The organism is Microbulbifer jejuensis (genome assembly GCF_047289955.1).
Lineage (GTDB): Bacteria > Pseudomonadota > Gammaproteobacteria > Pseudomonadales > Cellvibrionaceae > Microbulbifer.
Genome location: NZ_JBLBUB010000002.1, coordinates 181,722 through 208,333 on the forward strand (window position 1 = coordinate 181,722; position 26,612 = coordinate 208,333).

17 protein-coding genes are annotated in these 26,612 nt (G+C 54.4%); 13 read left to right on the forward strand and 4 right to left on the reverse strand.

Annotated features, from left to right (window positions below; genetic code table 11):
- Nucleotides 1–49: 49 nt before the first annotated feature.
- Nucleotides 50–1,096 carry an AraC family transcriptional regulator gene (locus ACL7TT_RS02125; RefSeq protein WP_413392776.1) on the reverse strand — a complete coding sequence of 349 codons (1,047 nt, stop codon included), beginning with the start codon at nt 1,094–1,096 and terminating at the stop codon, nt 50–52.
- An 899-nt stretch (nt 1,097–1,995) separates the two neighbouring features.
- Nucleotides 1,996–3,597, reverse strand: a complete 1,602-nt coding sequence (locus ACL7TT_RS02130) for an AbgT family transporter (RefSeq protein ID WP_413392778.1) — start codon at nt 3,595–3,597, stop codon at nt 1,996–1,998.
- A 369-nt stretch (nt 3,598–3,966) separates the two neighbouring features.
- Between ACL7TT_RS02130 and ACL7TT_RS02135 the strand changes: the two genes are divergently transcribed.
- The 6 genes from ACL7TT_RS02135 (at nt 3,967) to ACL7TT_RS02160 (ending at nt 15,093) form a co-directional block, all read left to right on the forward strand.
- Nucleotides 3,967–4,668 (forward strand): glutamine amidotransferase-related protein, encoded by a 702-nt coding sequence (locus ACL7TT_RS02135; protein ID WP_413392780.1) that lies wholly within the window; start codon nt 3,967–3,969, stop codon nt 4,666–4,668.
- A gap of 692 nt (nt 4,669–5,360) precedes the next feature.
- Nucleotides 5,361–8,396, forward strand: a complete 3,036-nt coding sequence (locus tag ACL7TT_RS02140; protein WP_413392782.1) for a TonB-dependent receptor — start codon at nt 5,361–5,363, stop codon at nt 8,394–8,396.
- Nucleotides 8,397–8,735: 339 nt separating this feature from the next.
- The gene (locus ACL7TT_RS02145) at nt 8,736–8,897 is read left to right on the forward strand and encodes a hypothetical protein (protein ID WP_413392784.1); all 162 of its coding nucleotides are present in this window, start codon (nt 8,736–8,738) and stop codon (nt 8,895–8,897) included.
- A 139-nt stretch (nt 8,898–9,036) separates the two neighbouring features.
- Entirely contained in the window at nt 9,037–10,227 is a 1,191-nt protein-coding gene (locus ACL7TT_RS02150) for an HlyD family secretion protein (protein WP_413392786.1), read from the forward strand.
- Entirely contained in the window at nt 10,224–12,965 is a 2,742-nt protein-coding gene (locus ACL7TT_RS02155; RefSeq protein ID WP_413392788.1) for an ATP-binding cassette domain-containing protein, read from the forward strand. The genes ACL7TT_RS02150 and ACL7TT_RS02155 overlap by 4 nt, the downstream gene beginning before the upstream one ends.
- Entirely contained in the window at nt 12,955–15,093 is a 2,139-nt protein-coding gene (locus tag ACL7TT_RS02160) for an ATP-binding cassette domain-containing protein (protein ID WP_413392790.1), read from the forward strand. The genes ACL7TT_RS02155 and ACL7TT_RS02160 overlap by 11 nt, the downstream gene beginning before the upstream one ends.
- Before the next feature lie 738 nt (nt 15,094–15,831).
- On the opposite strand, the gene ettA is transcribed toward ACL7TT_RS02160, so the two are convergent.
- Nucleotides 15,832–17,496 (reverse strand): energy-dependent translational throttle protein EttA, encoded by a 1,665-nt coding sequence (gene ettA, locus ACL7TT_RS02165; RefSeq protein ID WP_413392792.1) that lies wholly within the window; start codon nt 17,494–17,496, stop codon nt 15,832–15,834.
- 180 nt (nt 17,497–17,676) lie between these two features.
- Between ettA and ACL7TT_RS02170 the strand changes: the two genes are divergently transcribed.
- The 6 genes from ACL7TT_RS02170 (at nt 17,677) to fnr (ACL7TT_RS02195) (ending at nt 24,289) form a co-directional block, all read left to right on the forward strand.
- On the forward strand, nt 17,677–18,783 hold the full coding sequence (locus ACL7TT_RS02170) for an enoyl-CoA hydratase/isomerase family protein (RefSeq protein ID WP_413392794.1): 1,107 nt from the start codon (nt 17,677–17,679) through the stop codon (nt 18,781–18,783).
- 56 nt (nt 18,784–18,839) lie between these two features.
- Complete coding sequence (gene mmsB / locus ACL7TT_RS02175; protein WP_413392796.1) at nt 18,840–19,748, forward strand: 3-hydroxyisobutyrate dehydrogenase; 909 nt, start codon at nt 18,840–18,842, stop codon at nt 19,746–19,748.
- A 490-nt stretch (nt 19,749–20,238) separates the two neighbouring features.
- Nucleotides 20,239–20,934, forward strand: a complete 696-nt coding sequence (locus ACL7TT_RS02180) for an OmpW/AlkL family protein (protein ID WP_413392798.1) — start codon at nt 20,239–20,241, stop codon at nt 20,932–20,934.
- A 122-nt stretch (nt 20,935–21,056) separates the two neighbouring features.
- Nucleotides 21,057–22,439, forward strand: coding sequence for an oxygen-independent coproporphyrinogen III oxidase (gene hemN, locus ACL7TT_RS02185; protein ID WP_413392799.1), 1,383 nt, complete (start codon nt 21,057–21,059; stop codon nt 22,437–22,439).
- Between the two features lie 69 nt (nt 22,440–22,508).
- Complete coding sequence (gene fnr, locus ACL7TT_RS02190) at nt 22,509–23,240, forward strand: fumarate/nitrate reduction transcriptional regulator Fnr (RefSeq protein ID WP_413392801.1); 732 nt, start codon at nt 22,509–22,511, stop codon at nt 23,238–23,240.
- Between the two features lie 317 nt (nt 23,241–23,557).
- Nucleotides 23,558–24,289, forward strand: coding sequence for a fumarate/nitrate reduction transcriptional regulator Fnr (fnr, locus tag ACL7TT_RS02195; protein ID WP_413392803.1), 732 nt, complete (start codon nt 23,558–23,560; stop codon nt 24,287–24,289).
- A 678-nt stretch (nt 24,290–24,967) separates the two neighbouring features.
- On the opposite strand, the gene ACL7TT_RS02200 is transcribed toward fnr (ACL7TT_RS02195), so the two are convergent.
- Nucleotides 24,968–25,543 carry a hemerythrin domain-containing protein gene (locus ACL7TT_RS02200; protein ID WP_413392805.1) on the reverse strand — a complete coding sequence of 192 codons (576 nt, stop codon included), beginning with the start codon at nt 25,541–25,543 and terminating at the stop codon, nt 24,968–24,970.
- Between the two features lie 556 nt (nt 25,544–26,099).
- Between ACL7TT_RS02200 and ACL7TT_RS02205 the strand changes: the two genes are divergently transcribed.
- Nucleotides 26,100–26,522: an outer membrane beta-barrel protein gene (locus ACL7TT_RS02205; protein ID WP_413392807.1), complete on the forward strand. Its 423-nt coding sequence runs from the start codon at nt 26,100–26,102 to the stop codon at nt 26,520–26,522.
- Nucleotides 26,523–26,612 lie beyond the last annotated feature (90 nt).

Consider the following 26,612-nt stretch of genomic DNA (forward strand, 5'->3'; position numbering starts at 1 on the left):
CCGCCCAGCCCAGCCCTAGCCAGCATTGCCCACACGATAGAAGATGGCTTTATTCGGTCTCCACAGCCCCGTGCGCTGCATTGGCCAGCAACCTGCGTCTTACCCGCATTGGCGTAGCCTTGAACCACCGGGCGCAGGCACGGTTGAAAGAACTCTGCTCGCGGTATCCCAACATACTGGATATCTGCGACATAGGCGGCTGTTCGCCACTTAAATAGTATTCCGCACGCTCCCGGCGTATGCGATCCAGTATATCCTCAAATACCAGCCCACGATTCCGCAGCCTGCGCTGCAGGGTGCGCTTGTGCAAACCCAACTGGTTGGCCACTTCCTGCAGGCTGCAGCGTTTCAACGGCATCAGGCAGTCAATCAATTGCTCAACCTGCCCAGGCAAGTCCGTCGCACCTTGCTGGAGCAGGTCATCGATATAGGCTTTGAACAGTGCGCGCAGGCCTGTACCGCACTTCTCTGTCGGCAATAACAGGGCGTTGCTGCTGAGAACAAATAGGTTGCAGTCACTGCCAAAATGCACCGGCGCCTTGAAATATTCCTGGTATTGTCCATGGAGAGGCCGTTGTGTTTTCAAATGCACAGCTTCCAGTTGAAAGTGATCACCACACAAGGTTTGCAAGGTATTTAGACACACACCCATCAGAAATTCCCGGCACTGCTCGGCAGCCTGCGGGGTTTCCACCTGTTCTTGCAGATCCTCCAGACAGTGAAAGCTGAGACAGGCTCTGTCGCCTTTGTTCTGTAATGCCAAGCGCAGACCGTAGGGTGGGTTGCCCAACAGATCTATGGCAACTTTCAGGAACTCCTCCAAAGTCAAGGATTGTGATATTGCTGGGCCCAGGAAGGCCAGTGCGGCCACTCCCTGGCTGTGTGCCAGGCGCAGGCCAAAGTCGGCACAGTCCAGTTGCTGTGCCGACTTTTGCAGAAGTGTGGTGACAGAACTCAGGGGTAGGTACCCTGACAGGCGTGCAACCTGGTGCGGATTAATGCCGGCGCTGGTCAGCAGTATCTCCGGGTTGTGGTGCAGCTGGTCGACCAGATCGCAGAAACCTGTCAGCAGCGTCGTTTTTATTTGTTGAGTCAATTCCTGTGAGTCCTGTGTGTCATCCGCAAAACTAAAGTCGCTGAATCTTTCTGTTGAGAAGAATATGTTCAGGCGGAATCGATCGGGTTTTTGCGATACCCGGATACTAAAGACAACCAGAATACTGCAGTGTCGTTTTCAATCGTTGTCTCTAATGGCAATACTGCGACTGATTTTGGAACAGTCTTGTCGACAAAGGCCTGCGCTGTTTTGATACCCCGCTATGCCGGCGAAGGAGCGCGATAGCTATCTTTTTCTCATCGAGATGAGGGCAAATCAGGGTACAACCAAGGTGCTCGTCCTGAGCGGAAAAAATAATGATCTCTAGGTCAGGGCAGATTTTTCCAGTGGCGATAATCCGCGTATCTATCTCCGCTAAACGTTTTTACAGGAAACTATATTACTTGTTTTATTCCACGCTTTTGAAGGCTATAAATCGCATCGGGAATACATGGATGTCGCCTAATGAAAAAAAATACCTCTATAAGCCTTCATTAAGGAATAGTGTTTCTGCATTTCATTGTTATTTTTTTTTTGTTTTAAGGTGGCTGCGTATTTGGGAATATAAGTTTTTTCCTCTTTTGGCTGTCAGTGGATTCTCTGCAGTAAATCCCGGCGCGGTTGGCCCCATTTGCGGGCGGTCGGCTGGACCGATACCAGGCAATATCCGATTGGGGCAGTTTCCCGGGGTCGGTTAGTCCGGCTACCCAATAGGCCCTGCCCTGCAGGACCTGTTTGAATACGGCTTTTGTGATACCGGTGGCATTCTCAGCACCTTTGTTTAAGGGCTCTTGCCGGCTGGGGGCGGCATCTCGGGGCATGGATATGGGTAGGTGGGGGTGGAGGTGGAGTGTGGAATTAAAAAGCCCGCTGGCGCGGGCTTTTCTGTTGCGTTTATCTTAGTTGGCGTAGTAGGTGGCCGCACTCGGACCAACGGGCAGGCCGAAAACGAATACCCAGAGATAGAATAGAATGGTCCATCCAACAAAAAAGAAGATGGAATAGGGAATCATCGTGGCGATCAGCGTGCCCATACCCAGATCTTTCTTATAGCGGGCGGCGAAGGTGATGATCAGGCCAAAATAGCTCATCATCGGGGTGATGATATTGGTTACCGAGTCGCCAATGCGGTAAGCCGCCTGGATCACTTCCGGCGCGTAACCCACGAGCATCAACATTGGTACAAAGATAGGCGCGGTCACCGCCCACTGTGCTGAAGCGCTGCCCAGCATCAGGTTTACAAAGCCGCACATCATAATAAAGAACAGAAACAGAAGCGGCCCGGTCAGGCCGATGTTTTGCAATGCATCCGCCCCCAGCACGGCGAAAATAGTGCCCAGGTTGGTCACCTTGAAGAAAGCGACAAATTGTGCGGCGAAGAACACCAGTACGATGTACATGCCCATGCTGTTCATACTTTTGGCCATAGCGTCGATTACGTCACGGTCATTCTGCATGGTGCCGACAGTTTTACCGTATACGAAGCCTGGAACGGCGAAGAAGACCAGGATGAGTGACACTATACCCTTGAGGAAGGGAGAGCCGGCTACCGCGCCGGTTTCGGGGTTGCGCAGCACGCCCCAGGAGGGCACCACCGACAGCGCAAACAGGGCCGACACGGCGAGGACGGCGAGGCCGGCGTACTTCAGGCCGCGTTTCTCGGCATCGGTGAGAGTTCCCAGCTTGTCCTGGCTCAAATCTACAGAGGCTTCCCTGGGATCGTACTTGCCAAGTTTGGGTTCCACGATTGAGAGGGTAACCCAACTGCCTATGGCGGTAATCAGGAAGGTGCTCACGAACATAAAGTACCAGTTCACTTCCGGGCCCACTGTATAGGTGGGGTCTATGATATGGGCCGCGGCCTCGGTGATTCCCGACAGCAACGGGTCCACGGTGCCCAAGAGTAGGTTGGCGCTATAGCCGCCGGAAACGCCGGCAAAAGCGGCAGCCAGACCGGCAAGTGGGTGGCGTCCCAGAGAGTGAAAGATCATTGCCGCCAACGGAATCAGTACCACGTAACCGAGTTCGGATGCGGTGTTGGAGATGATGCCGGCAAAGACTACGATAACGGTCACGGTGCGCTTGGATGCCTGTAATACCAGCCCGCGCACAGCGGCGCTGAGCAGGCCAGAGCGCTCGGCAATACCCACGCCCAGCAGGGCCACCAGCACCGTTCCCAGGGGGGCAAAGCCGGTGAAGTTTTTCACCAGGCTAGTCACGATTATCCTGAGGCCGTCACCGCTCATCAGGTTAAAGACTTCAATGACACCATCGGGGTCGCGGCCCGCGGCCCCAACCGGCCGCGGGTCTGCCACAGACAGCCCGAAATAGGAGGCCACGCCACTGATCAATATCACGCCTATCGCGAAGAGCGCAAACAGGGTGATGGGGTGGGGCAAGAGATTGCCAAGCCATTCCACTGTATCTAGAAAGCGGGTAAAGGGCGTCTTGCGCCCGGCAGGGCTATCCTGCTGATCATTCGGGGAGGTCATTGTGGTCATTGTTTGTCCTCGATCGTTGAATTACGGGCGGGCTCTAATGGCTTCCGAGCCGTCCGGTAGCCCAATAATTGGCTGAAAAATGTTCTAAGGTCGCGATCATACACAAAAGTCTTGTGGGTAAGAATGCCCGGGCAGGGATGCGGCCGACTGGCCGGTTGGTAAAATACAGGCCTGGTCTGCCCTCTGGGAAAAGATCCGAGGGTAGGGGATATGGCGCATGACTTATTCCTGCTGATCTACAAAGAGGTGCCAGGGTCTCTGGGCTCCAGGCGGGTGCGGGGTAACATCCAATAAGGATCACTGACACGACCTGGCATGCCCGGATATGCCATAATCCCAACACTCAGCAGTCAACCGAGCGGTGAAATAATGAAGATTGGAGTGTTAAAAACCGACGATGTACGCAAAGAGCTGGTGGGCGAGTTTGGCGAGTACCCGGAAATGTTCGCCGACCTGCTGCGCAGTCAAGACCCGGAACTGGCGTTTACTACCTATGAGGTTCAGCACGGCCACTACCCGGATCAAATGGATGAGGTGGATGCTTATCTGATAACCGGAAGCAAGGCCGGTGTTTATGATAACAAAGACTGGATTTCACCTCTGATGGACTTTGTGCGCAAGTTGCATGAGGCCAGGAAACCCACGATCGGTATTTGTTTTGGCCACCAGCTGATCGCTCAGGCACTGGGTGGCAAAACCTGTAAATCAGATAAAGGCTGGGGGTTGGGGGTGCATACCTACGAGATGCAGGAGACGCCCTCGTGGATGTCGGAGCCCATGACCAAATTCAGCTTACTGGTGACCCACCAGGACCAGGTGGAAACATTACCGCCTGGTGGCCGGGTATTGGCCTCGAGCGAATTCTGCCCGATGGCGATGCTGCAGGTGGACGACCATATGCTCAGCTTCCAGGCCCACCCGGAATTTAGCAAACCCTATTCCAACAGCCTGATGGAATTGCGCCGCGAGGCCTTTGGCGAGAAAGTGGTTGAAAAGGGACAGATCTCCCTGCAAAACGATATCCACGAAAATGTCGTTGCCAAGTGGATGCTGGAATTTTTGCGCAGATAAATACCGTATATCTATGTTGTGGAATTGTCCGCCTGTATTTCTAAATTATTTCTCACTTTCCATAGCGCCTCTTGGCGCTTTTATCTTTCTTTCTCAGCTATATCAGTCAGCGCTTGCCTTCGGTGTTAAGTTTTATTTCGCGAGTGGGTATAAAACTCAATACACCAATTGATTCAATGATCCGTTATTCATAACAATTTAATTAATGCTGTAAAGCTTTATCGTGTGTTGATATAGATAAATTCACATGCTTATCTATCCGGCTTGTTGTGTTTTGAGTATACTCATTTTGCGAAAATCAATGGGAGGATATATAAAATTATTTTATTTGTCGTAAAAAACTCCCTGATATCCTGCTGGTTATCCACTTTTGATAATTGATATTATTTTTATTGTATTTTCTGTTTTCTTTTTATTGATAAAGAAAATTTTCTTCTGTAATTTTCTGGTTATCTGATGCCGGATTTTGCATCGTTAAATACGTTTTTATGTCTGCCGCTCTTCGGCGATTTTCATTGCCGCAGCAGAAGCCAAGCACAGGCATGATTCTTCGTTGGGGAAGAGCGTAGCTACATGTGCCCGGCGTTACTTACTGTTGAATTCCATGTGTTAGGAAAAAAGTGACCGTTGGGGGGGTGGGAGTCGCTGACCAATAACTAATAAATCGATCTAATGATCAAGGAGTCTTTTCTATGATTCGGTCCAATTTTCAAAAAAGCTTGCTTGTGCTGGCTATTGGTGGCTTGGTATCAACCGCGGCGATGGCAGAAGACTACACTACTGGTACGTTGCGCGGCACGCTTCAAGACCAGTCCGGTACTCCGGTTGAGAATGCTGAGGTATTGATAACGTCTGACAAAGGGGTTCGCCGTACAACCACTACTGACAGTGAAGGTAATATTCGTATTCCCCAGTTGCCAATCGGCCAGTATAAAATCTCCATTTCCCAGGATGGCTACAATGCGCTGATTGCTGAAAATGTCGCCATCCAGATTGGTAAGGCTGCTGCTTATACCTTCACCATGGAAGCACTGGATACTACGATCGAAGAGGTTTACGTAACTGGTGTTAGGCAGGATTCCTGGGACTTCAATTCCACCACTACCGGTATCACAGTAGATGTAGGTGAAATTTTTGCACGTACGCCGATTGCCCGTAGTGGAACTGCTGTAGCGCTGTTGGCTCCGGGCACCAGCGCCGGTGACTCTGCTTTCTCTACCGGCGTTTACGGTGGGTCAGGTGACGTGGCTTCTATTGCCGGCGCTTCTGTTGGTGAGAACGCTTATTACGTGAATGGTATGAATATCACCAATTTCCGTAATTTCGTTGGCGGTTCCACTATTCCCTTTGAACTCTATGATCAAATTGAGGTTAAAACTGGCGGCTACCAGGCGGAATTTGGTCGTTCAACCGGCGGTGTGCTAAACGCTGTAACAAAATCCGGTTCCAATGAGTTCCATTTCGGCGCCAATATTTTCCTTGAGCCTGAGGGTTTTTATGAAACCGCTCCGGCGACTTACAGAGCCGCGAACCAGCATGACGAGCGGAGCCAAGCGGACTACAATATCTGGGCATCCGGGGCGATTATTGAAGACAAGTTGTTTTTCTTCGGGCTTTACAATCCCCGCGATATCCGCACCCTCGATTGCTTCGACGGTAGTTGTTTAGAAGAAACCCAGACCGATCCGTTCTACGCAGTGAAACTCGATTTTGTCCCTTTCGAGGGACACCGTTTCGAGTACACCTTGTTCTCCGATGACCAGACTCGTGACGTGAAAACATGGCGTTTCACTGAGGCTGGCATCAACCGCATCGGCGATGCCACTGCGCTGGGCGGTGCACCGCTTTCGGAACTGAAAGGCGAGCGCCTAGTAGACAGCAAGTACGTGAATGGTGGTGAAAACCAGATTTTCAAATATACCGCTGCGCTGGCTGACTGGGTAACTGTTTCGGCAATGTATGGTGAAAACCGCTACAACCGTGAAAACTTCTCTGATGCAGAGCCCCCATGGCTCAGGGATCAACGCAATAAAAGAACTGGTGAAAACGGAAGCACTTTTGATATTGGTGTCTGGGCCGTAGATCTGCTGGAGCGCGGCGAAGATGAGCGTAAGAATTATCGCTTCGATGCTGACTTCTACTTCAATGCCATGGGTGAACATCACATTCGGGTTGGCGTGGACAAAGAGGATTTGGCTTCCAGTACCGAAGCTCACTACTCAGGCAACCTGCGTGCCCGGCTTCAATACGATAAGCGTGATGACCCCTATTCCTCTGGTCTGCGTTGGCGCACTCGTCAATACTACAACGAGGGGGCGTTCAGTACTATTCAGACCGCCTTCTATATTCAGGACAGCTGGCAGGTGCTCGATAACCTGACCCTGAACATGGGGCTCCGAAACGAGACTTTCGATAACAGAAACATCGAAGGCGACACTTATGTGGAGATTAAGGATCAGCTGGCCCCGAGACTCGGTTTCTCCTGGGACCCCTTCCAGGATGGAAATACCCGCGTCTACGGTAGCTACGGTCACTACTATCTGCCGATTGCTTCCAATACTAATATGCGTCTCGCCGGTCAGGAAACTTACTTTCAAGAGTACAAAGAAGCGATTGATGCTGATGGCGATGGTGAGCCAGACTACGATGCCAACGGCTTCCCTGTGTTCGGTGAAATAGAAGACCGGCTCTATTTCGCTGACGGCACAATGCCGTTCGGCGATGCAACTCACGACGAGGATCTGGATCCGCTCTATCAGTCTGAATATATCCTTGGCTTCGAGCATACCTTCGCCGATGAGTGGACCTTCGGTGTGGCCTACATTTACCGCAACCTTGAAAGCCTGATCGAGGACGTGGCTATCGACGCTGCCGTCATCGATTGGGCTGAAGCGAATGGCTATGGCGATGACCCCGCTCTGGAAACCTACACCGGCTTTCATCAGTATGTCTTGATAAACCCCGGTCAAGATGTCCGCGTTGCGCTGGTCGAAGATTTTGGTAACGACGGTGTCGTTGATTGGGCTGAGCTGTCTGCAGAGCAGCTTGGTTACCCGGAAGGGAAGCGTACTTACGACGCCATTGATTTGACTCTCGAGCGCATTTGGGACGGTCAGTGGTACCTATCTGCCAACTACACCTGGTCGAAGAGCGAAGGTAACTACGAAGGTGCGGTTAAATCCGAAAATGGTCAGGACGATGCGGGCCTCACTCAGGACTTTGATCAGCCGGGCCTGACACAGGGTGCCTTTGGTCCGCTGCCAAACGACCGCCGTCATCGTCTGAAAGTGCGTGGTGCTTACGCCATCAATGATCAGCTCAGCATAGGTGCAAACCTCAATATCGAAGCACCCCGCAAAATGGGTTGTCTGGGTGAGCACCCAACTGACGTCTTCGCCTGGGACTATGGTGCCAGCTCCTGGTACTGTGGTAATGAGCCGACACCGCGAGGCTCTCAGATAGAGACCGACTGGGTCGAGACAGTTGATCTCAGTCTGATGTGGACCCCGCAAATGGGTGACATGCTGGGTAACGGCAAATTGGCGTTACGTATGGATGTGTTCAACCTATTTAATCATAATGCGGTTGTCGATCGTCACGAATTTGGTGATTTAGGCTTCTCTTCTGATTATGGTGCTGTATTGCCTCAATCTGATCCCAACTATGGTAAACCCACGCGTTATCAGACCCCTCGGCATGTTCGCCTCAGTGCTAGTTATAACTTCTAGTACTGACCTGTAGATGTATCGAGAGGGGGTATCCAAAGAAATTTGTGGCCGAGCAATCGGTCACAGCTTTTTTCATAACTACTCAGTATTTCTAGGAAAATTAAAAAATTCCTTGACAAGCTTTTCTGGAGTTTTTCAATTTTCGTCCGCACTTCCTCTTTCTTATAACATGTCATCAAGACAGCACAGCTGCTTCTTACAGTCTTTTCGTCTCCCCTGCTATGACCAGCTAACTGGCCAACCATGAAAATGGTTTATACGAATACACAGAGACTAAATTTTCCAGAAATATATCCATGAGACACTAGGGCCATGCCAGAGCCACCTGCCCGGTAATCAATGACGTTGAGGAAAATCGACATTAGCGCAGTTATTGCCGATGCGGAAAAGCTGCTGCAAAACGATCAGCAGATCACGCCAGTTTATTTGCAACCAAAATTGATCCGTGTGGATAGCAGTGCGGACCAGACAGTAAAGTTGGTGCAGCTGTTATTGCTGTAAATGGATGTAACGCGAATTTGACTATAAAGCTGGGGGCATTTAGATTTGGCTACGCAGTACACAGCCATAGGCTGTGTATAGAATAAAAACCAATCATCACTTGCACTCGCCTTAACTGGTACCAATTGGATAAATCGCATTGCCCACACCTTTTGTTCACACTACCCGCTCCATAGCCTCCGAGACGATCCATTCTTTAGCCCTGGTGTCCACCTGCGGGATACTCTTGATGGTGGCCTGGGCGATCTGGTTTTTTAGCAAAGACATTACCACCTACAGTGTCAGTGATGTGGCCAGGCTCGAGCAGGCACAAAACACGGTGCAAGTGAGCACACAAAGAGCCGGCCGGGTTGTTGCTATTGCCGCCTCTCTCGGCGATACCCTGAGAACTGGCGACCTGTTGATACAACTGGATACTTCGGCCCTGGACCTGGAACTGGATGGGGATGCCAGGGTTTCGCAGAGACTCACCGAACAACTCACTGCGATTGAGCGGGATCAAAGTTTGCTGGATAAAAAATTTGCGGAGGAGGATAAAGCCCTGCTCGACCAGCTTAAATTCCTGCGGGAACAGCACCAGTTGCAGGTGAGCAACCAGCAAATCCAGGCCGAGGTAGCCGAACGCTACGAGCGGCTTTTGCAAAAACAGCAGAGTTCGGAGCTCGATTACCTTGTGGCCAAGCGCACATACCAGCAGATGGCGATGGAAACGCTTGCGGCAGAGGCCGACATCCGCGCAGAGGAGGATCGCCGAGAGCAAATTGCCACTGAGTACCAGTTGGTGGTCAGTGAGCTGAAACAGCGCAGTGCCGATATCCAGCGTAAGCTGGTTGAAGTGGAAACCCGCATACGGCAGAGCACTCTGGCTGCCGGCGAGCAACAGTTGCGTGCGCCGATCGCCGGTACCCTCGCTTCCCTGGCGGATATTCGCGAGGGTGAAGTCCTGGTTGCCGGACAACAGGTTGCCACCATCCAGGCAGAGGGCGGCATTGGCATACAGGCATACTTCCCGCCGGCTCAGGCACTCGGACATATCCGGCCAGGTCAATATGCCCGGGTAAAACTGGATGGTTTTTCCTGGGCGCGCTACGGCCAGTTACATGCCCGGGTGGAGCGGGTGGCCAGTGCCGTGCGACAAGAGCGAATTCTTGTGCAGCTTTCCCTGCAGGGAAAAGTACCGCCGCAGTTACCGCTGCTGCATGATCTGCCCGCCAGGGTTGAAATTGCCACAGGTACCAAAACCCCCTACCAGCTGCTGCTGCAACGGGTGGGGGACGCTCTTACCGGGGAGCGCCAGAGTCGCCAGGCCACAGTAGAGAGGTTGCCGTGAACCGGAAAACCCGCTGGCTGGTGCCTGAAGTGATCCAGACTTCCAATATGGACTGCGGCCCGGCATCCCTTAAGTGCCTGCTGGAGGGTTTTGGGGTCAGTGTTCACTATGGCCACCTGCGCGATGCCTGCCAAACCGATGTAGATGGCACCTCCATCAATACCCTGGAGCGGGTCGCGGTCGAGCTGGGGCTGGATGCCGCGCAGATGGTGGTGCCCAAGGATCACCTGCTGTTGAATGCGCCGGGCTATTTACCGGGTATGGTGGTGGTGCGCCTGCCAAACGGCAATACCCATTTTGTGGTGGCCTGGCGCAACCACGGGGGCGTTGTGCAATTAATGGACCCTGCCAGCGGCAGGCGTTGGCCCAGCGCGCGCCGTTTTCTCGACGAACTGCATGTCCATACTTTGCGTCTGCCCCCGAAGGATTGGCGCAGCTGGGCTGGAGGTGCCGATTTTGTCGATCCGCTGTGCGAACGTATGCAGCGGCTCAAGGTTTCCGAGATGGACAGGTCGGATTTATGCCGGCGATCCCTCGAGTCGGGTAACTGGCTCTCCCTGGCGTTTCTCGATGCGTCAGTACGCATGTTGACCGCGCTGGTGTCGGCAGGTGCCGTGCGACGCGGTGCGGAAACCAATAGTATGCTGCAGAGGCTGGTGGAGGAATTCGGCGCAGATGCCACTTGCGCACACACCCTGGTGCCGGAGCAGTACTGGTGTGTGCGCCCCTATCGCCCGGCGGGGTTTGCGTCTGGTGAAAGCATGGAGTTGACCCCGGAACAACTGGAATTCAGCGGCGTTGTGATCGTGCGTGTCAAGGGCGTGCGCCAAGCGGATGGGGTGAAGCCACGCTCCAGGGCGCTGGTCAGGGCGCTGCAAGCCCCATCGGTGCGCCCCCTGCCGCAGCTGTGGCATCTACTTCGCGAGGATGGCCTGCTCGCTCCGGTAATCATTGCGCTGGCGATGCTCGGCGCGGTATTCGGTTTGATGGCTGAGGCCCTGCTGTTTCGCGGCCTCATCGATATCCACAGCGAACTGGCCACCGGTATGCAGCGTATGGGAGCCGTGGCTCTGCTGCTGGGCTTTTTACTCACCGTCATTTTATTGCAGTTTCCCGTTGCCAAGCTGCAGCGGGTACTGGGGCGACACTTGGAAAACCGTTTTCGCATGCGCTTTCTCTCCGCGCTGCCGCAGATACCGGAGCACTTTTTCCAGAGTCGTCCCACCTCGGATACCGCCGAGCGCAGCCACCGAATTACCGCCCTCAGGGAGCTGCCGGTGCTGGGGGGGGGTATCCTCTTCAACGTCTTCATGCTACTCGCGACGGCCGCAGGCATTATCTGGCTTGTGCCCTCAGCTGCACCGCTGGTATTTCTGATGGCAGCAGTGCAGGTAGCGATTCCACTGTTGTTTCAGCCGGTGCTCAATGACCACAATATGAGAGTGCAGACCCATACCGGTGCCCTGGCCCGGTTCTATATGGATGCGCTGCTGGGGGTTGTGCCGATACGTACCCATGGCGCTGGGGAATCGGTACGCAGGGAACATGAGGCCTTGCTTTCCGAATGGATCAGGGCCGGTTATATTTTCCTGCGCTTTCAGCTTAACAGCCAGGCTCTGCAACTGGTTGTGAACTGTGCACTTGCCGCTACTCTGGTGATTTATTGTATCCACAGCCGCGGGGCAGACCCCGATCTGCTGCTGTTAATTTACTGGGTGCTGGCGCTGCCACCATTGGGCGAGAATATCGCCGTGCGAATCCGTGAATATCCCCGCCAGCGCACCACCTTGCTGAGGGCGCTCGAACCACTGCAGGCGGTTGAAGACCAGGGCGCGCCGGATACCACAGACAAGGTTGCCGATTTTAACCCGAAGCGGCCCGCGCATTTTCGCTTTGAGGATATTCAGGTAAATGCCAGCGGCCGAACCATTCTCGATGATATCAATCTGGAAATAGGCCCTGGCGAACATATCGCTGTCGTGGGCGCATCCGGTGCGGGTAAATCCAGCCTGGCGGGTCTGCTGTTGGGCTGGCACAGGCCTGCCCAGGGCCGCGTAATGCTAAACGGTGCCGAGCTGCAAGGAGAGTTGCAGGCCCGCTTCCGCCTGCACTGCGCCTGGGTAGATCCCGCCATTCAATTGTGGAACAACAGCCTGCTTCACAACCTGCACTACGGAAACACCCCCAACGCGCCTTTGTATCCGATTCTTGAGCAGGCGGATTTACTCAAACTACTGGCCTCGCTGCCAGATGGCCTGCAGAGTGCCCTGGGAGAGGGGGGTGCCCTGGTCAGTGGCGGGGAAGGTCAGCGCGTGCGTCTCGGCCGTGCCCTGGGCCGCGAAGTGCCCTGTTGTGCCATCCTGGATGAGCCCTTTCGCGGCCTGGACCGCGACCAGCGCCAGCGCCTGCTCGGGCGTGTGCGTCAGGCCTGGCAGGACATCACATTGATCTGCATGACCCACGATATTTCCGAAACACAACACTTTGAGCGTGTATTGGTGGTTGAGGACGGTCGCATAGTGGAGGATGGCGCACCGGCGGTATTGAGCAAACGCAGGGACACGCGCTACGCCCAATTGCTGGTAGCGGAGCAAACCTTGTGGCAGGACTGCTGGAAAAGTACCGACTGGCGCCATTTGCGCATGCAGGGCGGGCGCCTCTCGGAAGTGCCGCCTCAGGCAGAAGCCGATTCCCCCCGAAAGACGGAAGCGTCTGCGGAGGTGGCCTGTGAGCGCTGAATCTGTGGATAACAGTCTGCGCGCCCTGTGCTGGCCCCTTGCCCAACTGGATACGGCCCTGCAAACCCTGGCCCGGCACTGTGGGCTGGGCCCCGACACACCCGACTCCAGTACCGTCGCACAGGGGGTGGAGAATATCGACACCCAGCTTCAGCTGGGTGCTGAGGCGCTGGATTTACAGGTAGAGAAAGTCAGCTGCGGTTATGGAGAGCTGGAACAGATGCTGGCGCGTGCCGCGCCGGCATTGATCCGTCTGCGCTTTGGCGAGAGGATGTATTTTATCGCCCTGTGCGGTGGTAATCGCCGTCGCCTGCACCTGCTCACCCCCGCTCTGCAAGTGCAAAAGGTGTGTCCGCGCCGGGTGGTGACCCAGCTCATCCATGCGAAGGCGGCGCCCCAGCGCGAGCGCATCAATCGCCTACTCGACAGCGTCGGCATTGGCGGGCGGCGCCGCAGCAGGGCCACCAGTGCCCTGCTGCGGGAAAGCCTGGCAGGGTTGCACCTTGAGCAGTGCTGGCTGCTGCGCCAGCCCGCGCACCGGCCTTTCTGGCAGCAACTGCGCCAGAAAGGCCAGCACCGGCGTTTTCTTGCGATGCTTGTCTTTCACGCGCTACAAATGGCCCTGTTTCTGGCCAGCTGGTGGGTAATCGGCCGCGCTCTACTGGGCGGCTCTATTGATACCGGCTGGCTCCTGGCCTGGGTTCTGCTGCTGGTTTCGCAGGTTCCCCTGTCATTACTCACGGCGCAACTGCAGGGTTCGGTATCGGTGGAGACCGGTGCGCTGCTAAAACAGCGCCTACTCGCCAGCGCCCTGCGTATCGATACGGGCAAGGTGCGGCATATGGGCACGGGTCGGGTACTCGGGCGGGTTTACGATGCGGAAAGCCTTGAGGCAAGCGCCCTTCAGGGCGGTTTTTCGCTGTTGCTGGGCATGGTGGAACTCGCGCTGGCCTGTATTGTGCTCGCCTTGGGGGCCGGCGGACCCCTGCACCTGTTGATGTTGTTGCCGTTTTTAATGCTGGCCTTTTTTCTCGGCCGGACCCAATACCGCCGCCGTCGCCGCTGGACTGCCCGGCGCTTGGCCATGACCCACCGCCTGATAGAAAAAATGCTCGGCCACCGCACCCGCCTCGCACAGCAGCAGCCGGCTGACTGGCACCGGGGAGAGGACCGCGAGTTGAGCGACTACCTGCAAAGTTCCGCAGGTATGGACAGCACCATGGTGCATCTGGCAGCGCTATTGCCGCGCCTCTGGCTTCTGCTGGGGGTGGCCGGGCTGGCGCCTGCGTTTATCGCCGGCAACTCCGGCAGTGCGCAACTCGCTGTGGCCTTGGGCGGAGTGCTGCTCGGCTATCGCGCAGTGCTCAAGTGTCTACATGGCTTTACCGGTGCCTTGAACGCCCTGGTGGCCTGGGAAAACGTGCGGGAACTCTTTACCCTGGAGGCACCACAAAAGCGCTTCTCTCCCGGCGCTGCACATATCGCAGCCGACAGCACAGTCTCTGCGTCTGCCACCCAACCCCTGTGCTATCTCCGCGATCTGTGTTTCAGTTACCCGAAAAAAGAAAAGCCGGTGCTGGCGGAGTGCAACCTGGTTATTTATCCCGGCGACCGCCTGCTTTTGCAGGGTGTCTCCGGCTCGGGAAAATCCACCCTTGCCAATGTGATTACCGGCCTCCAGAAACCGGACGAAGGCCTGTTGCTCTTAAATGGGTACGATGGCAACAGTCTTGGTCCCGGGCAGTGGCAGCGGCTGGTGGCCTCCGCCCCCCAATTTCATGAAAACCATGTGCTTGGCGATTCTTTCCTGTTCAACCTGCTGATGGGCGACGAGTGGCCGCCACGGCAGGAGAGCCTGCGCAAAGCCTATGCTATCTGCGACGAACTCGGTCTTACTCCGCTTTTGCAAAAAATGCCCGCGGGTATGCTGCAGACGGTGGGCGAGATGGGTTGGCGCCTGTCTCATGGGGAGATGAGCCGGTTGTTTATTGCCCGTGCCCTGTTGCAAAACGCGCAAATGGCCGTGCTGGACGAAAGTTTTGCTGCCCTGGACCCGGGAAATTTGCGCCGGGCCATGGCTTGCGTACAAAAGTACGCAAATACATTGATTGTGATTGCGCACCCATAATTGAATGGACAGTGATACCAGTGATTTTTTTACTATTGAGTTAAGGGCACCTCTCAAAATTACTTTTTTGGTGCCCATAAGCACCGAATAATGGGGTTCCAGGAGGATAAAATTAAGGAAAACTCAATTTATAGAGATACCTTTAAGCTGTATTGTGCCCAACCTCTGTGCCTCAATATCGAATATTTTTCATATTGACAAAAAAAAGGAGATGCTATATCTATATTCGGGCCGATATCCAGATGGGCCGGGAAGCTGCTCTTGCATTACCGTCCTGCTGATCTGGCTATAGGGGAGTGATGAAGACTTAAATGAAACGTTTGTGCCAACTAAACAGGTGGGGTCAAAGTGGGGGTAAACTTTTCCCCCTTTTGTTATGGCAGTTCTCTTTAGGTGTGTTCTTTATTTTTCGAAAAAAAATTTTAGAAAGGAGTTTGTTATGAATGCTGAAACTGATATCCAGGCGGGCCCACAAGCTGAGTACCCTCGGCCATGGGAAAACGAAGAATAAGCGTATCAAAAATTTGAGACTGATTACCTATCTTTATTTGAAACTATTATGGTTGTTTCATAGGACATAAGTTGTCGTGCTTACAAAGTGTTTTATTGTGCTTTAGTAAGTCAGTTGCTCTCTGACTGGCCTAGTAGGAGTTTTTAATTGAGACGTTTGAATAGAGTTTTTGGGTGTTATATCTCAAATTTACAAAGAAAGCCCGCATTCTGCGGGCTTTCTTACTTTCAGGTCTTCAGTTTCTTATAGTGCATGCGATGTGGTGTGGCCTCTTCGCCCTTGCGCTGAACAAAGTCCTCGTGGTATTCGGTGTAGTTACCTTCAAAGAACACGGCTTCGCTCTCGCCTTCGTAGGCGAGGATATGGGTGGCGACACGGTCCAGGAACCAGCGGTCGTGGGAGATTATCAGGGCGCAACCGGGGAAATTGAGTAGGGCTTCTTCCAGGGCCCGCAGTGTCTCGATATCCAGATCGTTGGAGGGCTCATCGAGCAGCAGTACATTGGCGCCCTGCTTGAGGGTATAGGCCAGGTGCAGGCGCCCGCGCTCCCCGCCGGACAACTCGCCCACCCGTTTTTGCTGATCGCTGCCTTTGAAGTTGAATCGGCCCACGTAGTTGCGCGACCCCACTTCGTAGTGATTGATCTTGAGCCTGTCGTGGCCGTCGGAGATGGCTTCCCAAACGGTTTTGCTGTTATCCAGGTTTTCACGGCCCTGTTCCACATAGGCGACTTTGACGGTGTCCCCGATGTGAATTTCTCCGGCGTCCGCTTGTTCTGAGCCGCTGATCATACGAAGCAGAGTGGATTTTCCGGCGCCGTTGCCGCCAACGATACCGACAATAGCGCCATTGGGGATGCGCAGGGACAGGTTCTCGAGCAACAGGCGATCACCAAAACCTTTGCTGACACTCTCAAACTCGATCACCTTGTCGCCGAGGCGTTCACCGGGCGGGATATAGATCTCGTTGGTCTCGTTGCGGGCCTGAAAATCCTGAGACTGCATCTCCTCCAAGCGTGCGAGGCGGGCCTTGTTCTTGGACTGGCGGCCTTTGGGGTTCTGGCGGGCCCACTCCAGCTCTTTTTGTACAGCCTTCATACGGGCCTGTTCGCCGCGCTGTTCCTGTGCCAGGCGGTGCTCTTTCTGTGCCAGCCAGGTGGTGTAGTTCCCCTCCCAGGGGATGCCGTGGCCGCGGTCCAGTTCCAGAATCCAGCCAGCCACATTGTCGAGGAAGTAGCGGTCATGGGTGATGGCTACGACGGTGCCGGTAAAATCGTGCAGGAAGCGCTCCAGCCAGAACACGGATTCGGCATCCAGGTGGTTGGTGGGCTCGTCGAGCAGCAGCATGTCGGGGCGCGACAGTAACAGGCGACACAGGGCCACACGGCGCTTTTCACCACCGGACAGGTTGGTGATATCCGCGTCCCAGGATGGCAGGCGCAGGGCGTCGGCAGCCACTTCCAGGCGGTGCTCCAGGTTGTGGGCGTCCCAGGCATGAATGATATCTTCTAGCTGCTGCTGTTTTTTTGCCAGGGCATCAAAGTCTGCGTCGGGTTCTGCATAATCGGCATAGACCTGTTCGAGGCCGGCGAGGGCGTCGATGGCTTCCCGCATGCCATCTTCCACATTGCCACGCACGGTTTTGCCGGGGTCCAACTGGGGTTCTTGAGGCAGGTAGCCCACTTTAATACCGGGCATGGCCCGGGCTTCACCATGATAGTCCTGATCCACCCCGGCCATAATGCGCAGAAGGCTGGATTTACCGGCACCATTGAGTCCCAGCACCCCAATCTTGGCACCGGGAAAAAAGGACAGGGAGATATCCTTGAGGATTTCGCGTTTGGGTGGTACTACCTTGCCCACCCGGTTCATGGTGTAAACGTATTCAGCCATCTGGGTTCCAGTAATGAGTGTTGGAATCGGTGAGAATTTGCGCGCAACTTATCAGTTTGCGTAGAAAGTGCAACTGCGTGGGCCTGGGTAAGGGGGCTGTACTCGCGTGTGGCTGACGCCCGCAGCGATCTGTGCTTAACTGCGAAGCTATCAAGTACAGGTGCAATAAGACAGACAACAATGGATCAGGATTTTCCCGTATTGTTTTCCCGACGTGGCGCTGTGGCGATCGCGACTCTCAACCTGCCCAAGGCGCTGAATGCGCTGAACCTGCAGATGATAGACCGGCTCTGTGCCCAGTTGGATGCGTGGGCCCGGGACGATACGGTGGCTGTTGTGTGGATAGACGGCAGTGGCGACAGGGCGCTGTGTGCCGGAGGCGATGTGGTGACCCTATACCAGCAGTCGGCGAGCTATGGAGAGGCAGGGGATGGCCGATATAACACAGAATTTTTCTCCCGCGAGTATCGTCTCGATTACACAATCCATACCTATTCCAAGCCGGTTGTAGTTTGGGGCGGCGGCATCGTGATGGGCGGTGGTATCGGTATTATGGCCGGGGCCAGTCACCGTATTGTCACTGAAACCACCCGCATGGCCATGCCTGAAATTACCATCGGCCTGTTTCCCGATGTGGGAGGTAGTTGGTTCCTGAACCGTATGCCCGGCCGTCTCGGGCTGTTTTTGGGGCTGACAGGTGCCCAGTTTAATGGTGCCGATGCCCTGTTTGTGGGCCTGGCGGACCGTATGGTCGCGCAGGACCAGCGCGATACCGTACTGGAAACATTGGCTGCGTTGGCATTTGCCCGGAATGTAGATGCCAACCACGAAACCGTCAGTGATTGCCTGAAAACGTTTGAACTCGTATCGCTGCAGCGACCGGAATCGGTGCTGCGGGAACACTATGACCAGATCCAGCAGCTCACGGACTTCTCCAGTCTGCCAGCGGTGTGTAGGGCAATCCGTTCCTACCAGGGGGGAGACAAATGGCTGCAGCGCTCCGCCAGCACCCTCGCGGGGGGCTCTCCGTTAACACCCTGGATTATCTGGGAGCAGCTGCGCCGGGCCCGCCACCGGTCCCTCGCCGATGTCTTCCGTATGGAGCTGGCTCTGGCAGTCAACCTCTGTGCCAGTGGCCATTTCAAAGAAGGGGTGCGTGCTCTGTTGATCGACAAGGACCGTGCTCCGCAGTGGCAACCGGCGAGCCTGGAGGAGATATCTCCAGAGCAGGTAGCGCGCTGCTTTGACAGCCCTTGGTACGGCGAGCATCCGCTGGCAGATTTATAGAGCGAACCGGGCCGTTTTCGCCCGGGACACCAACAACAAAAACCGGAGTGGTTTTTATGCAAAAGATAGCCTTTTTTGGTCTGGGTAATATGGGTGGCCCGATGGCTGCCAATTTGGTCAAGGCCGGATACCAAGTAGCGGCTTTTGACTTAAATCCCGCGGCATTGGCGCAGGCACAGAGGAGAGGCTGCCTGGCCTGTGAGCATATTGGACAGGCCCTGGAAGGGGCCGGCACCGTGATTTCCATGTTGCCCAGTGGCGATGCGATCAAAGGCCTCTATCTCGGTGAGCAGGGGCTGTTAAAACAGCTTCAGGAGGATACCCTGGTCATCGATTGCTCGACGGTTTCTGCGGAAGATGCCTGCCTGGTGCATGAAGCGGCCCATGTGCGCGGTATTCGCGCAATTGATGCTCCTGTGTCCGGCGGGACTGCCGCGGCAATAGCGGGTACCCTGTGCTTTATGTGTGGCGGCGACATGGCGGCAATTGATGTGGCGCGAGCGCCGTTGCAGGCCATGGGCAGCAAGATTTTCCATGCGGGTGGCGCTGGATCAGGGCAGGTGGCGAAAATCTGCAATAACCTGTTGCTGGCGGTGCAGATGACTGGTACCGCCGAAGCGCTGCAACTGGGTGTGGACAAGGGGCTGGACCCGAGAGTGCTCTCGGAAATTATGTGCGAAAGCTCAGGCAATAACTGGTCTCTGACTCATTACAATCCCTACCCTGGCGCGATGGAGAATGTGCCCGCAGCCAATGGTTATTGTGGTGGTTTCAGTGTGGCCCTGATGCTGAAAGATCTGCGCCTGGCCATGGATGCCGCGGCGGGTAGCGCTTCGTCCACGCCCATGGGCGCGCTGGCGGAAAACCTGTATCAGCTGCACGGTGCCAGTGCAGAGAACCAGCAACTGGATTTCTCCAGTATCCAAAATATGTTCCGCCGCCCGGCAGGAGTTTTGACCGACTAGTTAGGATTTTCCGGTCACTGCGGTGCTATATGCTAAGTCAGTGCTGCCGAATGGGACCGGTCGGTGGTCGCTCCTGAGTGAGCTGCGTACCTGTGGAGGCGGAGAGCTTGCGCCAGCCTGTGGCCGCCTGAGCCACGCGCCCGGGCAGCATGAATCCGGCAACTGATCAGTCTCGGGGGTGAAATACGAGTTGTCTGCCTCCCAGGTATTGCGCCCTCATCGACAAGCCAGTTTCAGGAAGGACTCGATGGCTCCTTTGGGTTTCCTGATAGCTACACCTCTGCCATTCCCCTGATGTGCCTCATGTTTTCCTTGTTCCTCCTTAATGCATCGCACTAATCGATGGTCTTGATATCGTGCATTTGAACCCCTTGATTTGGATCAAGCCCCTGAGCAAGGTCAGCGGTTAACCTGCCTGCGACTGGTGAGTGGGCCTGGAAGAAGCCTTCTCAAGTCGGGAAAAATACCAAATTGCTCTATGGAGAAGTTGATGAATCGTATCACTGCATGCACAGCCGCTGCTTTGACCGCTGTACTTTCTGTACCGGCACTTGCCTATGAAAAGGGGAGCATCATTGTGCGCAGTGGCATCGCCTCGGTAGCACCCGATGTCAGTTCCAGCGCGCTGTCAGTGTCGGGTGCCAGGCTGGGTGGCACCAGGGTTGATGTTGACAACGGCTCCGCGCTGGGCTTGACAGGCGTTTACATGTTCCACGACCACTGGGGTGTGGAACTGCTGGCGGCAACCCCGTTCACCCACGATATTCAGGTCGAGGGCCTGGGGGCGACCTTTGACCTTGGGGAAACCAAGCAGCTCCCGCCCTCCCTGCTGCTGCAGTGGTACCCCATGGATAAGCGGTCTTCAGTCCAGCCCTATCTCGGCGTGGGGGTGAATTACACCGTATTCTTTGATGAGGACATTGACAGCGAAGCGGATGCGAGATTCGCAACTCTCGGTGCAACAGGAGGAGCCAAACTGTCCCTGGACAACTCTTTTGGCCTGGCCGCGGAAGCGGGAGTGGATTTTGCCTTCGGCGCGAACAGGCGCTGGTTGTTGAACTTGGCGGTGTTCTTGATCGATATCGATACCGACGCCAAAGTGACAGTGCCGGAAGTGGGTGATATCACCGCCAGCGTGGATATCGACCCGCTGGTATACACGGCGGGGCTGGGCTACCGGTTCTAAGCCTGTGACACCGGGGCTCCGGGATGGGGCGGCCGCTGTGGTTTTCTTTTGGTGGGCCTGACGGTCATCTTTCAGTTTGTGACGGGGGTTGTCGCAAATGGCTTGATAAAATTGTGATGAATATGGTGCAAGAGATAAAGACCAAAGTGGGCGGGCTTTCACAAGCGCTGTTATCCCGCTACAGCGGGCCCTGCCCCCGTTATACCTCTTATCCTACTGCGGATCGGTTCAGTTCTCTGGAGGGCGTCAGGCCCTGGACAGGGCTACAGGGCATCCGCAGCCTTTCTCTGTATGTCCATATTCCCTTTTGCCGCTCCCTCTGTTACTTCTGTGCCTGCAGCAAAGTGATCACCCAGCAGTATGGACTCGCCTCCAGTTACCTCGATCATCTTTTACAGGAGGCGCGCTGGTACCGCGATAAAGTGGCGCAGGTACCGGTAACACAGTTGCACCTGGGTGGTGGTACGCCCACTTTCCTCAACGATGTTGATTTGCGTCGGTTAATGAAAGGGCTGGGAGAGGTCTTTGATCTGAACCCTGGTGATGGTGTTGAGTACAGCATTGAAGCCGATCCGCGTACCCTGGAACTGGAGACGCTGGATACCCTGAGAGAGCTGGGTTTTAATCGCCTCAGTCTGGGCATTCAGGATTTTGATGCCGAGGTACAGCGATCCATCAATCGTATTTGCAGTGCCGATCAGGTGAGTACCCTGACTGCTGCAGCGCGTGAGCGAGGATTTGTTTCCATTTCCTACGATTTGATTTACGGACTGCCGCAGCAGAACCTGGGCACACTGCAGCGCACTTTGGACAGGGTGCTGGAGTTACAACCGGATCGTATCGCGCTTTATCACTACGCCCATTTGCCACACCGCTTTAAGGCCCAGCGCCTGATAGATACCGATCTGATTCCCCCTGCCGCAGAAAAAATTGCCATGCAACTGGCAGCCGTGGAGCATCTGGCGCGCGCGGGATATGCATTCCTCGGCATGGATCACTTCGCCCGCCCCGGCGACGAACTGGCCAAAGCTGCGGATACGGGCAGGCTACAACGGAATTTCCAGGGATATACCCTGATGCCTGCAGATGCCCTTGTGGGACTGGGCGCATCGGCAATCAGTTACAGTCAAAGTGGCTTCTGGCAAAACTCGCACCGCTTGAAAGAGTACGCCCAGGCCATTGGCGAGCGGGGAAATGCCGCTTGCCGGGGCTGGTTGTTGAGCGAGGAGGACCGATTGCGTCAACGGGTGATCAGCGAACTCATGTGTCGCCTGCGCCTGGATAAAGACGAGGTTGAGCGCTGTATGGGAATACCGTTTGCAGAGTATTTCCATGAGGAACTCGAGCGTCTGCAACCTATGTTTGACGACGGGCTTATTTACCAGGACGACAAGGCAATTATGATTACTGAGCAGGGGCGTTGGTTTGTGCGAAATGTGGCGTCCGCTTTCGATAGTTATCTACACAACCAGCCGACACAGGCCCAATATTCCCGTGTTCTTTAACTGGCTGCAGGCGACGATTGCCCGCTTAGCGGTTACAATTGCCGCAAATTGAATTACCGGCTGGTTAGTATGATGGACTCCTCAGTAGCGGTCAGCTGCAGCAACTGCTCAGTCAGGCGTTTATGCCTGCCGGCAGGATTATCCCAAGCCGATATTGATCGGCTTGAGCAGGTCACTCGCCGGAAAAAACTGGTGAAAGCCGGGGAGACGCTCTACCGCGCTGGTGACCCTTTTGCCAATCTGTACGCCATTCGTTCCGGCAGTTTCAAAACGGTGGTTATTGCTGCCGATGGCGATACCCAGGTGACGCATTTTGCCCTGCCTGGAGAACTGCTCGGTCTCGATGCCTACAGTGACCGGGTCCACCCCAGTTATGCCGAAGCCCTGGAAGATAGTAGCGTCTGCCTGTTGCCATTTACTCAACTGGAAATTCTCGCCCACCAGGTACAGGCCCTGCAGCAGCAGATTTACACGATTTTTTCCGAAGAGCTGCGCCAAGAAAATGATATTCTGATGTTGCTTGGCAAGCGTTCGGCGGATACCCGCCTGGCGGCACTGCTGATTAATATTTCCAGCCGATATTCCCGCCGCGGTTATTCCCACAGCAAGTTTATCCTGTCCATGCCGCGAACCGATATCGCCAACTACCTGGGGCTGACTGCGGAAACCGTAAGCCGGCTGTTCTCGCGCTTGCAGCGGGAAAACCTGATCAAGGTGAGCGGCAGGGCCGTGGAGATTGTGGACCTGGTGGGGCTGAGTGAGCTGGCGGGCACCCACTGCAGTTATGAGGAGTCCCAGTAAGCGGTTTTGCAGTGCTCAATTACCTATTGCTCCCTTTGTAAACGGTGGGAATACCGGATTACAATTATGCCGGTTCAGGAGAAATACTCTCCGGGACTTTGTGAAATGCAGGCGGCTGGCCGATGCACTGGTAGGTGTCCGCCTTATACTACTTATAAATAATATTCTCCCCCGCTTGATATTCTGTACGACATAGCTTGAGCGGCTGGCCGTTCATTAGAATAAAAACCTCAATTTCTGATGTCCGATTTTCTCCACGCGACCTTATCCGAAGAAGTGGGTACCATTGCGACAGATAGGTTATTCCTCGTTTTGATATGGTTGACTCGTCAGTAGCGGTAAGCTGCAGTAATTGTTCGGTCAGGCGTTTGTGTCTCCCTGCGGGGCTATCCCAGGCAGACATTGACCGGCTGGAGGGCGTTACCCGCAAAAAGCGGATCGTCAGAGCCGGGGAGATGCTCTACAGCGCCGGGGATTCTTTTCAGAATCTTTATGCCATTCGCTCCGGCAGTTTTAAACGTGCGGTCATTGCCGCCGATGGCGATACCCAGGTAACCCATTTTGCCCTTCCGGGAGAGCTGCTTGGCCTCGATGCCTACAGCAGACGACTCCACTCCAGTTATGCCGAGGCTCTGGAAGACAGCAGTGTCTGCCTGCTGCCCTTTGTCCAGTTGGAGTGGCTGGCCCAACAGGTTCCGGCACTGCAGCAGCAAATCTACAGCCTGTTTTCCGACGAACTGCGTCAGGAAAATGAAATATTAATGCTACTGGGCAAGCGCGCAGCAGATACCCGCCTCGCCGCATTATTAATCAATATCTCCAGCCGATATGCCCGCTGTGGATGTTCATCCAGTCAGTTTGTGCTCTCCATGCCACGCATTGATATTGCCAATTACCTGGGTTTGAGTGCAGAAACGGTGAGCCGGCTTTTTTCCCGCTTTCACCGCGAGCATTTGATCCGAGTGAATGGCAGAAGCGTGCAGATTCTGAATTTAGTCGGGCTTAGTGAGATTGCGGGAACCCATTGCGGTTATGAGAACCACCCGTGAGTGCTGCTTGCATATACATTGCACTGGCACAATATGTCGTGCTCTTTCCAGAGCAGTGAAATTATTTTTCGCAACTGTATACTGGGAGCCCCGTCTTCAAATAGCAGGTTGGTGCAGGTTTCCCGCCACGGCAGTTGGCATAGGGTTTTCATCTTGCTTCACGGATGCTTTGGTGAAAAAAGGGGGCGTAAACGCCCCCAAAATCCACTACTTATCACGAGTGCGTGGAGAAAGCGAATGTCTTGTGAGTTTGTTTATTGTTGGATTTATTCCCTATTGTTAGCCAGTCCATGGCTTTGTGATATTCCTCGAAGTAGCGCATCTTGCCGCTGATAGACCAGCCCCCAATTTTGGTGGCGATCTCTTGTTATTGCTCATTCCAGAGTGCGGCAATTCTGAAAAATTTATTGCCGTGTTTCAGGGCGAGCCTGAACTCATATCACACTGTATGCAGACCCCGGCCCTCACAAAATCCGAATATCCACAAGTCTACTAACCTGGGGGTGTTTCACGCCCTCAAGGGCATATTCCAGCAGGAGAGCGACTTGCTCATAGTCTTTATGACTTGGCTGACCAATCGTTTTGAGAGACAGCAGAAAATCATCGTCGATTCACCCTATCCCGATGGAAGTGCCTTGCCGTTTGATGTTCATCCCCCCTGGATGACTGGTGTATGTATCAGGCAAACCCAGTTGCCGCATTTTGATGCTGCGTGAGATGTTCACGCAGTGTCTCATACACTTTTTTCATCTTGTTACCAAAAAACGGGTTGTCAAGATTTTTAGCTTGCATATGAATCAAGCGCCAGTCTTCTGCGTCCAGATACCGCTCAACCTGGGCAAACAGTGCTGAATTTTCCAGGTGGATATGGGTGCGTTGCAGTTGTATATAGGCGCTGCAGGTACTCTCCAACATTTTTCGCTCCACCATTGCGTTATTGGCCACGGCATAAAAGAGTGCGCATATATGTTTGGTTGCGGATGCAATCTGCTGGTGTTGCATCCGCGCTTTATAAATGGCATCGCGATTCTGGACCGGCTTGAGCAACAGCCGGGCAAACACCAAATCCTCCAGCGGATGGTGGTATTGATCCGGGTAAACGGAAAAATAATCCAGTGCATCGAGAATACATGAAAGGGTATTTGGGTCCCGGTCACTGTGTCCAAAAAGATCCAACAACAGCTGCTCAAAGGTATCGAGCATTTGCTGCATAGCTTGATGGTCACAACACAGTTGTCGGTAGATGGTATCCACCCCAGACCTCCGCGATTTGTTTCTTGCTCTATTGTTGTTGGGCTCGATGTGGCTGGGTTGACTTGGATCAAGCGAGGGAAACTTAATGAAAAAGCGGGAGGCATTTAGCGAAATTGGGGCTTGTTCAGGATTCCCCGGGTATTAGCCAAGTCTGGCTCAATTGCCATTTCGGCATCTGATTGGAAATTCCGGCGAGCCGGAGGGAGCAATACCTCTCTATGGCACCCATAGTCGAAGACCAGTAAAATGAAGCCAATCAAGACCGTACATTTTTTATCCGAATTGCCTATTGCCTATTGCCTATTGCCTATTGGCTATTGCCTATTGGCTGTGGAGAGATGCCTTTGGAAATACACAGGACTCAGTGTGCGGCCACTATAGTTTCTGGGCCAATCACCCAATGATCAGGGGACATCCGTCGGCTTTTGTGGATTCTATAGTAAGGGAAAAGCATGTCTTTCAATCTTAAAGCAGTGGTTGCGGCGGTGGCTTTGCTCTGTTCGGCTGCTGTCCAGGCGAAAGGGGCCTACATCACATCGGTGGTGTTTTTGGTGTGATGAACACGGATGTCGGTGATGAGAGCCCTTTAAGCGCTGGTATTCGCGGGGGTTATACCTGGAGTTCAGGCTGGGGGATTGAGGCTGAGTTTACCGGCTCCGTGGTAGATGGCGAACTCGTTGGCTTTGATTACGATTCATTTCGGGGCAGGATTGACCGGGAAACAGTGGGTTACTCTATCTCCACCCAGGCAGTGTATACCACTTATCGCACCCAGGGAGATATTTATTTCAAGGGGCGCTTCGGCTACCTCAACGAAGAAGTGGGTGTAAAATCCTTTGGTAATGTTTCCGATAGCGGCGCCTCCGTGGGTGTTGGTGTCGGCTTTAAACTGGCCGAAAACATCTCCTTTGAAGCCGAATACACGCTTATCCAAGAAGAGGTGGACTACTGGTCAGGCTCCCTGGTTGTACGTTTCTAAGCCGGTCCATCCTCTCCAAATGCGGCCACTGGGCCGCGTTTGCATTTTGCGCAATCCCTCCGCCCTTGGTGTACAATGCGCGCCTTTCTG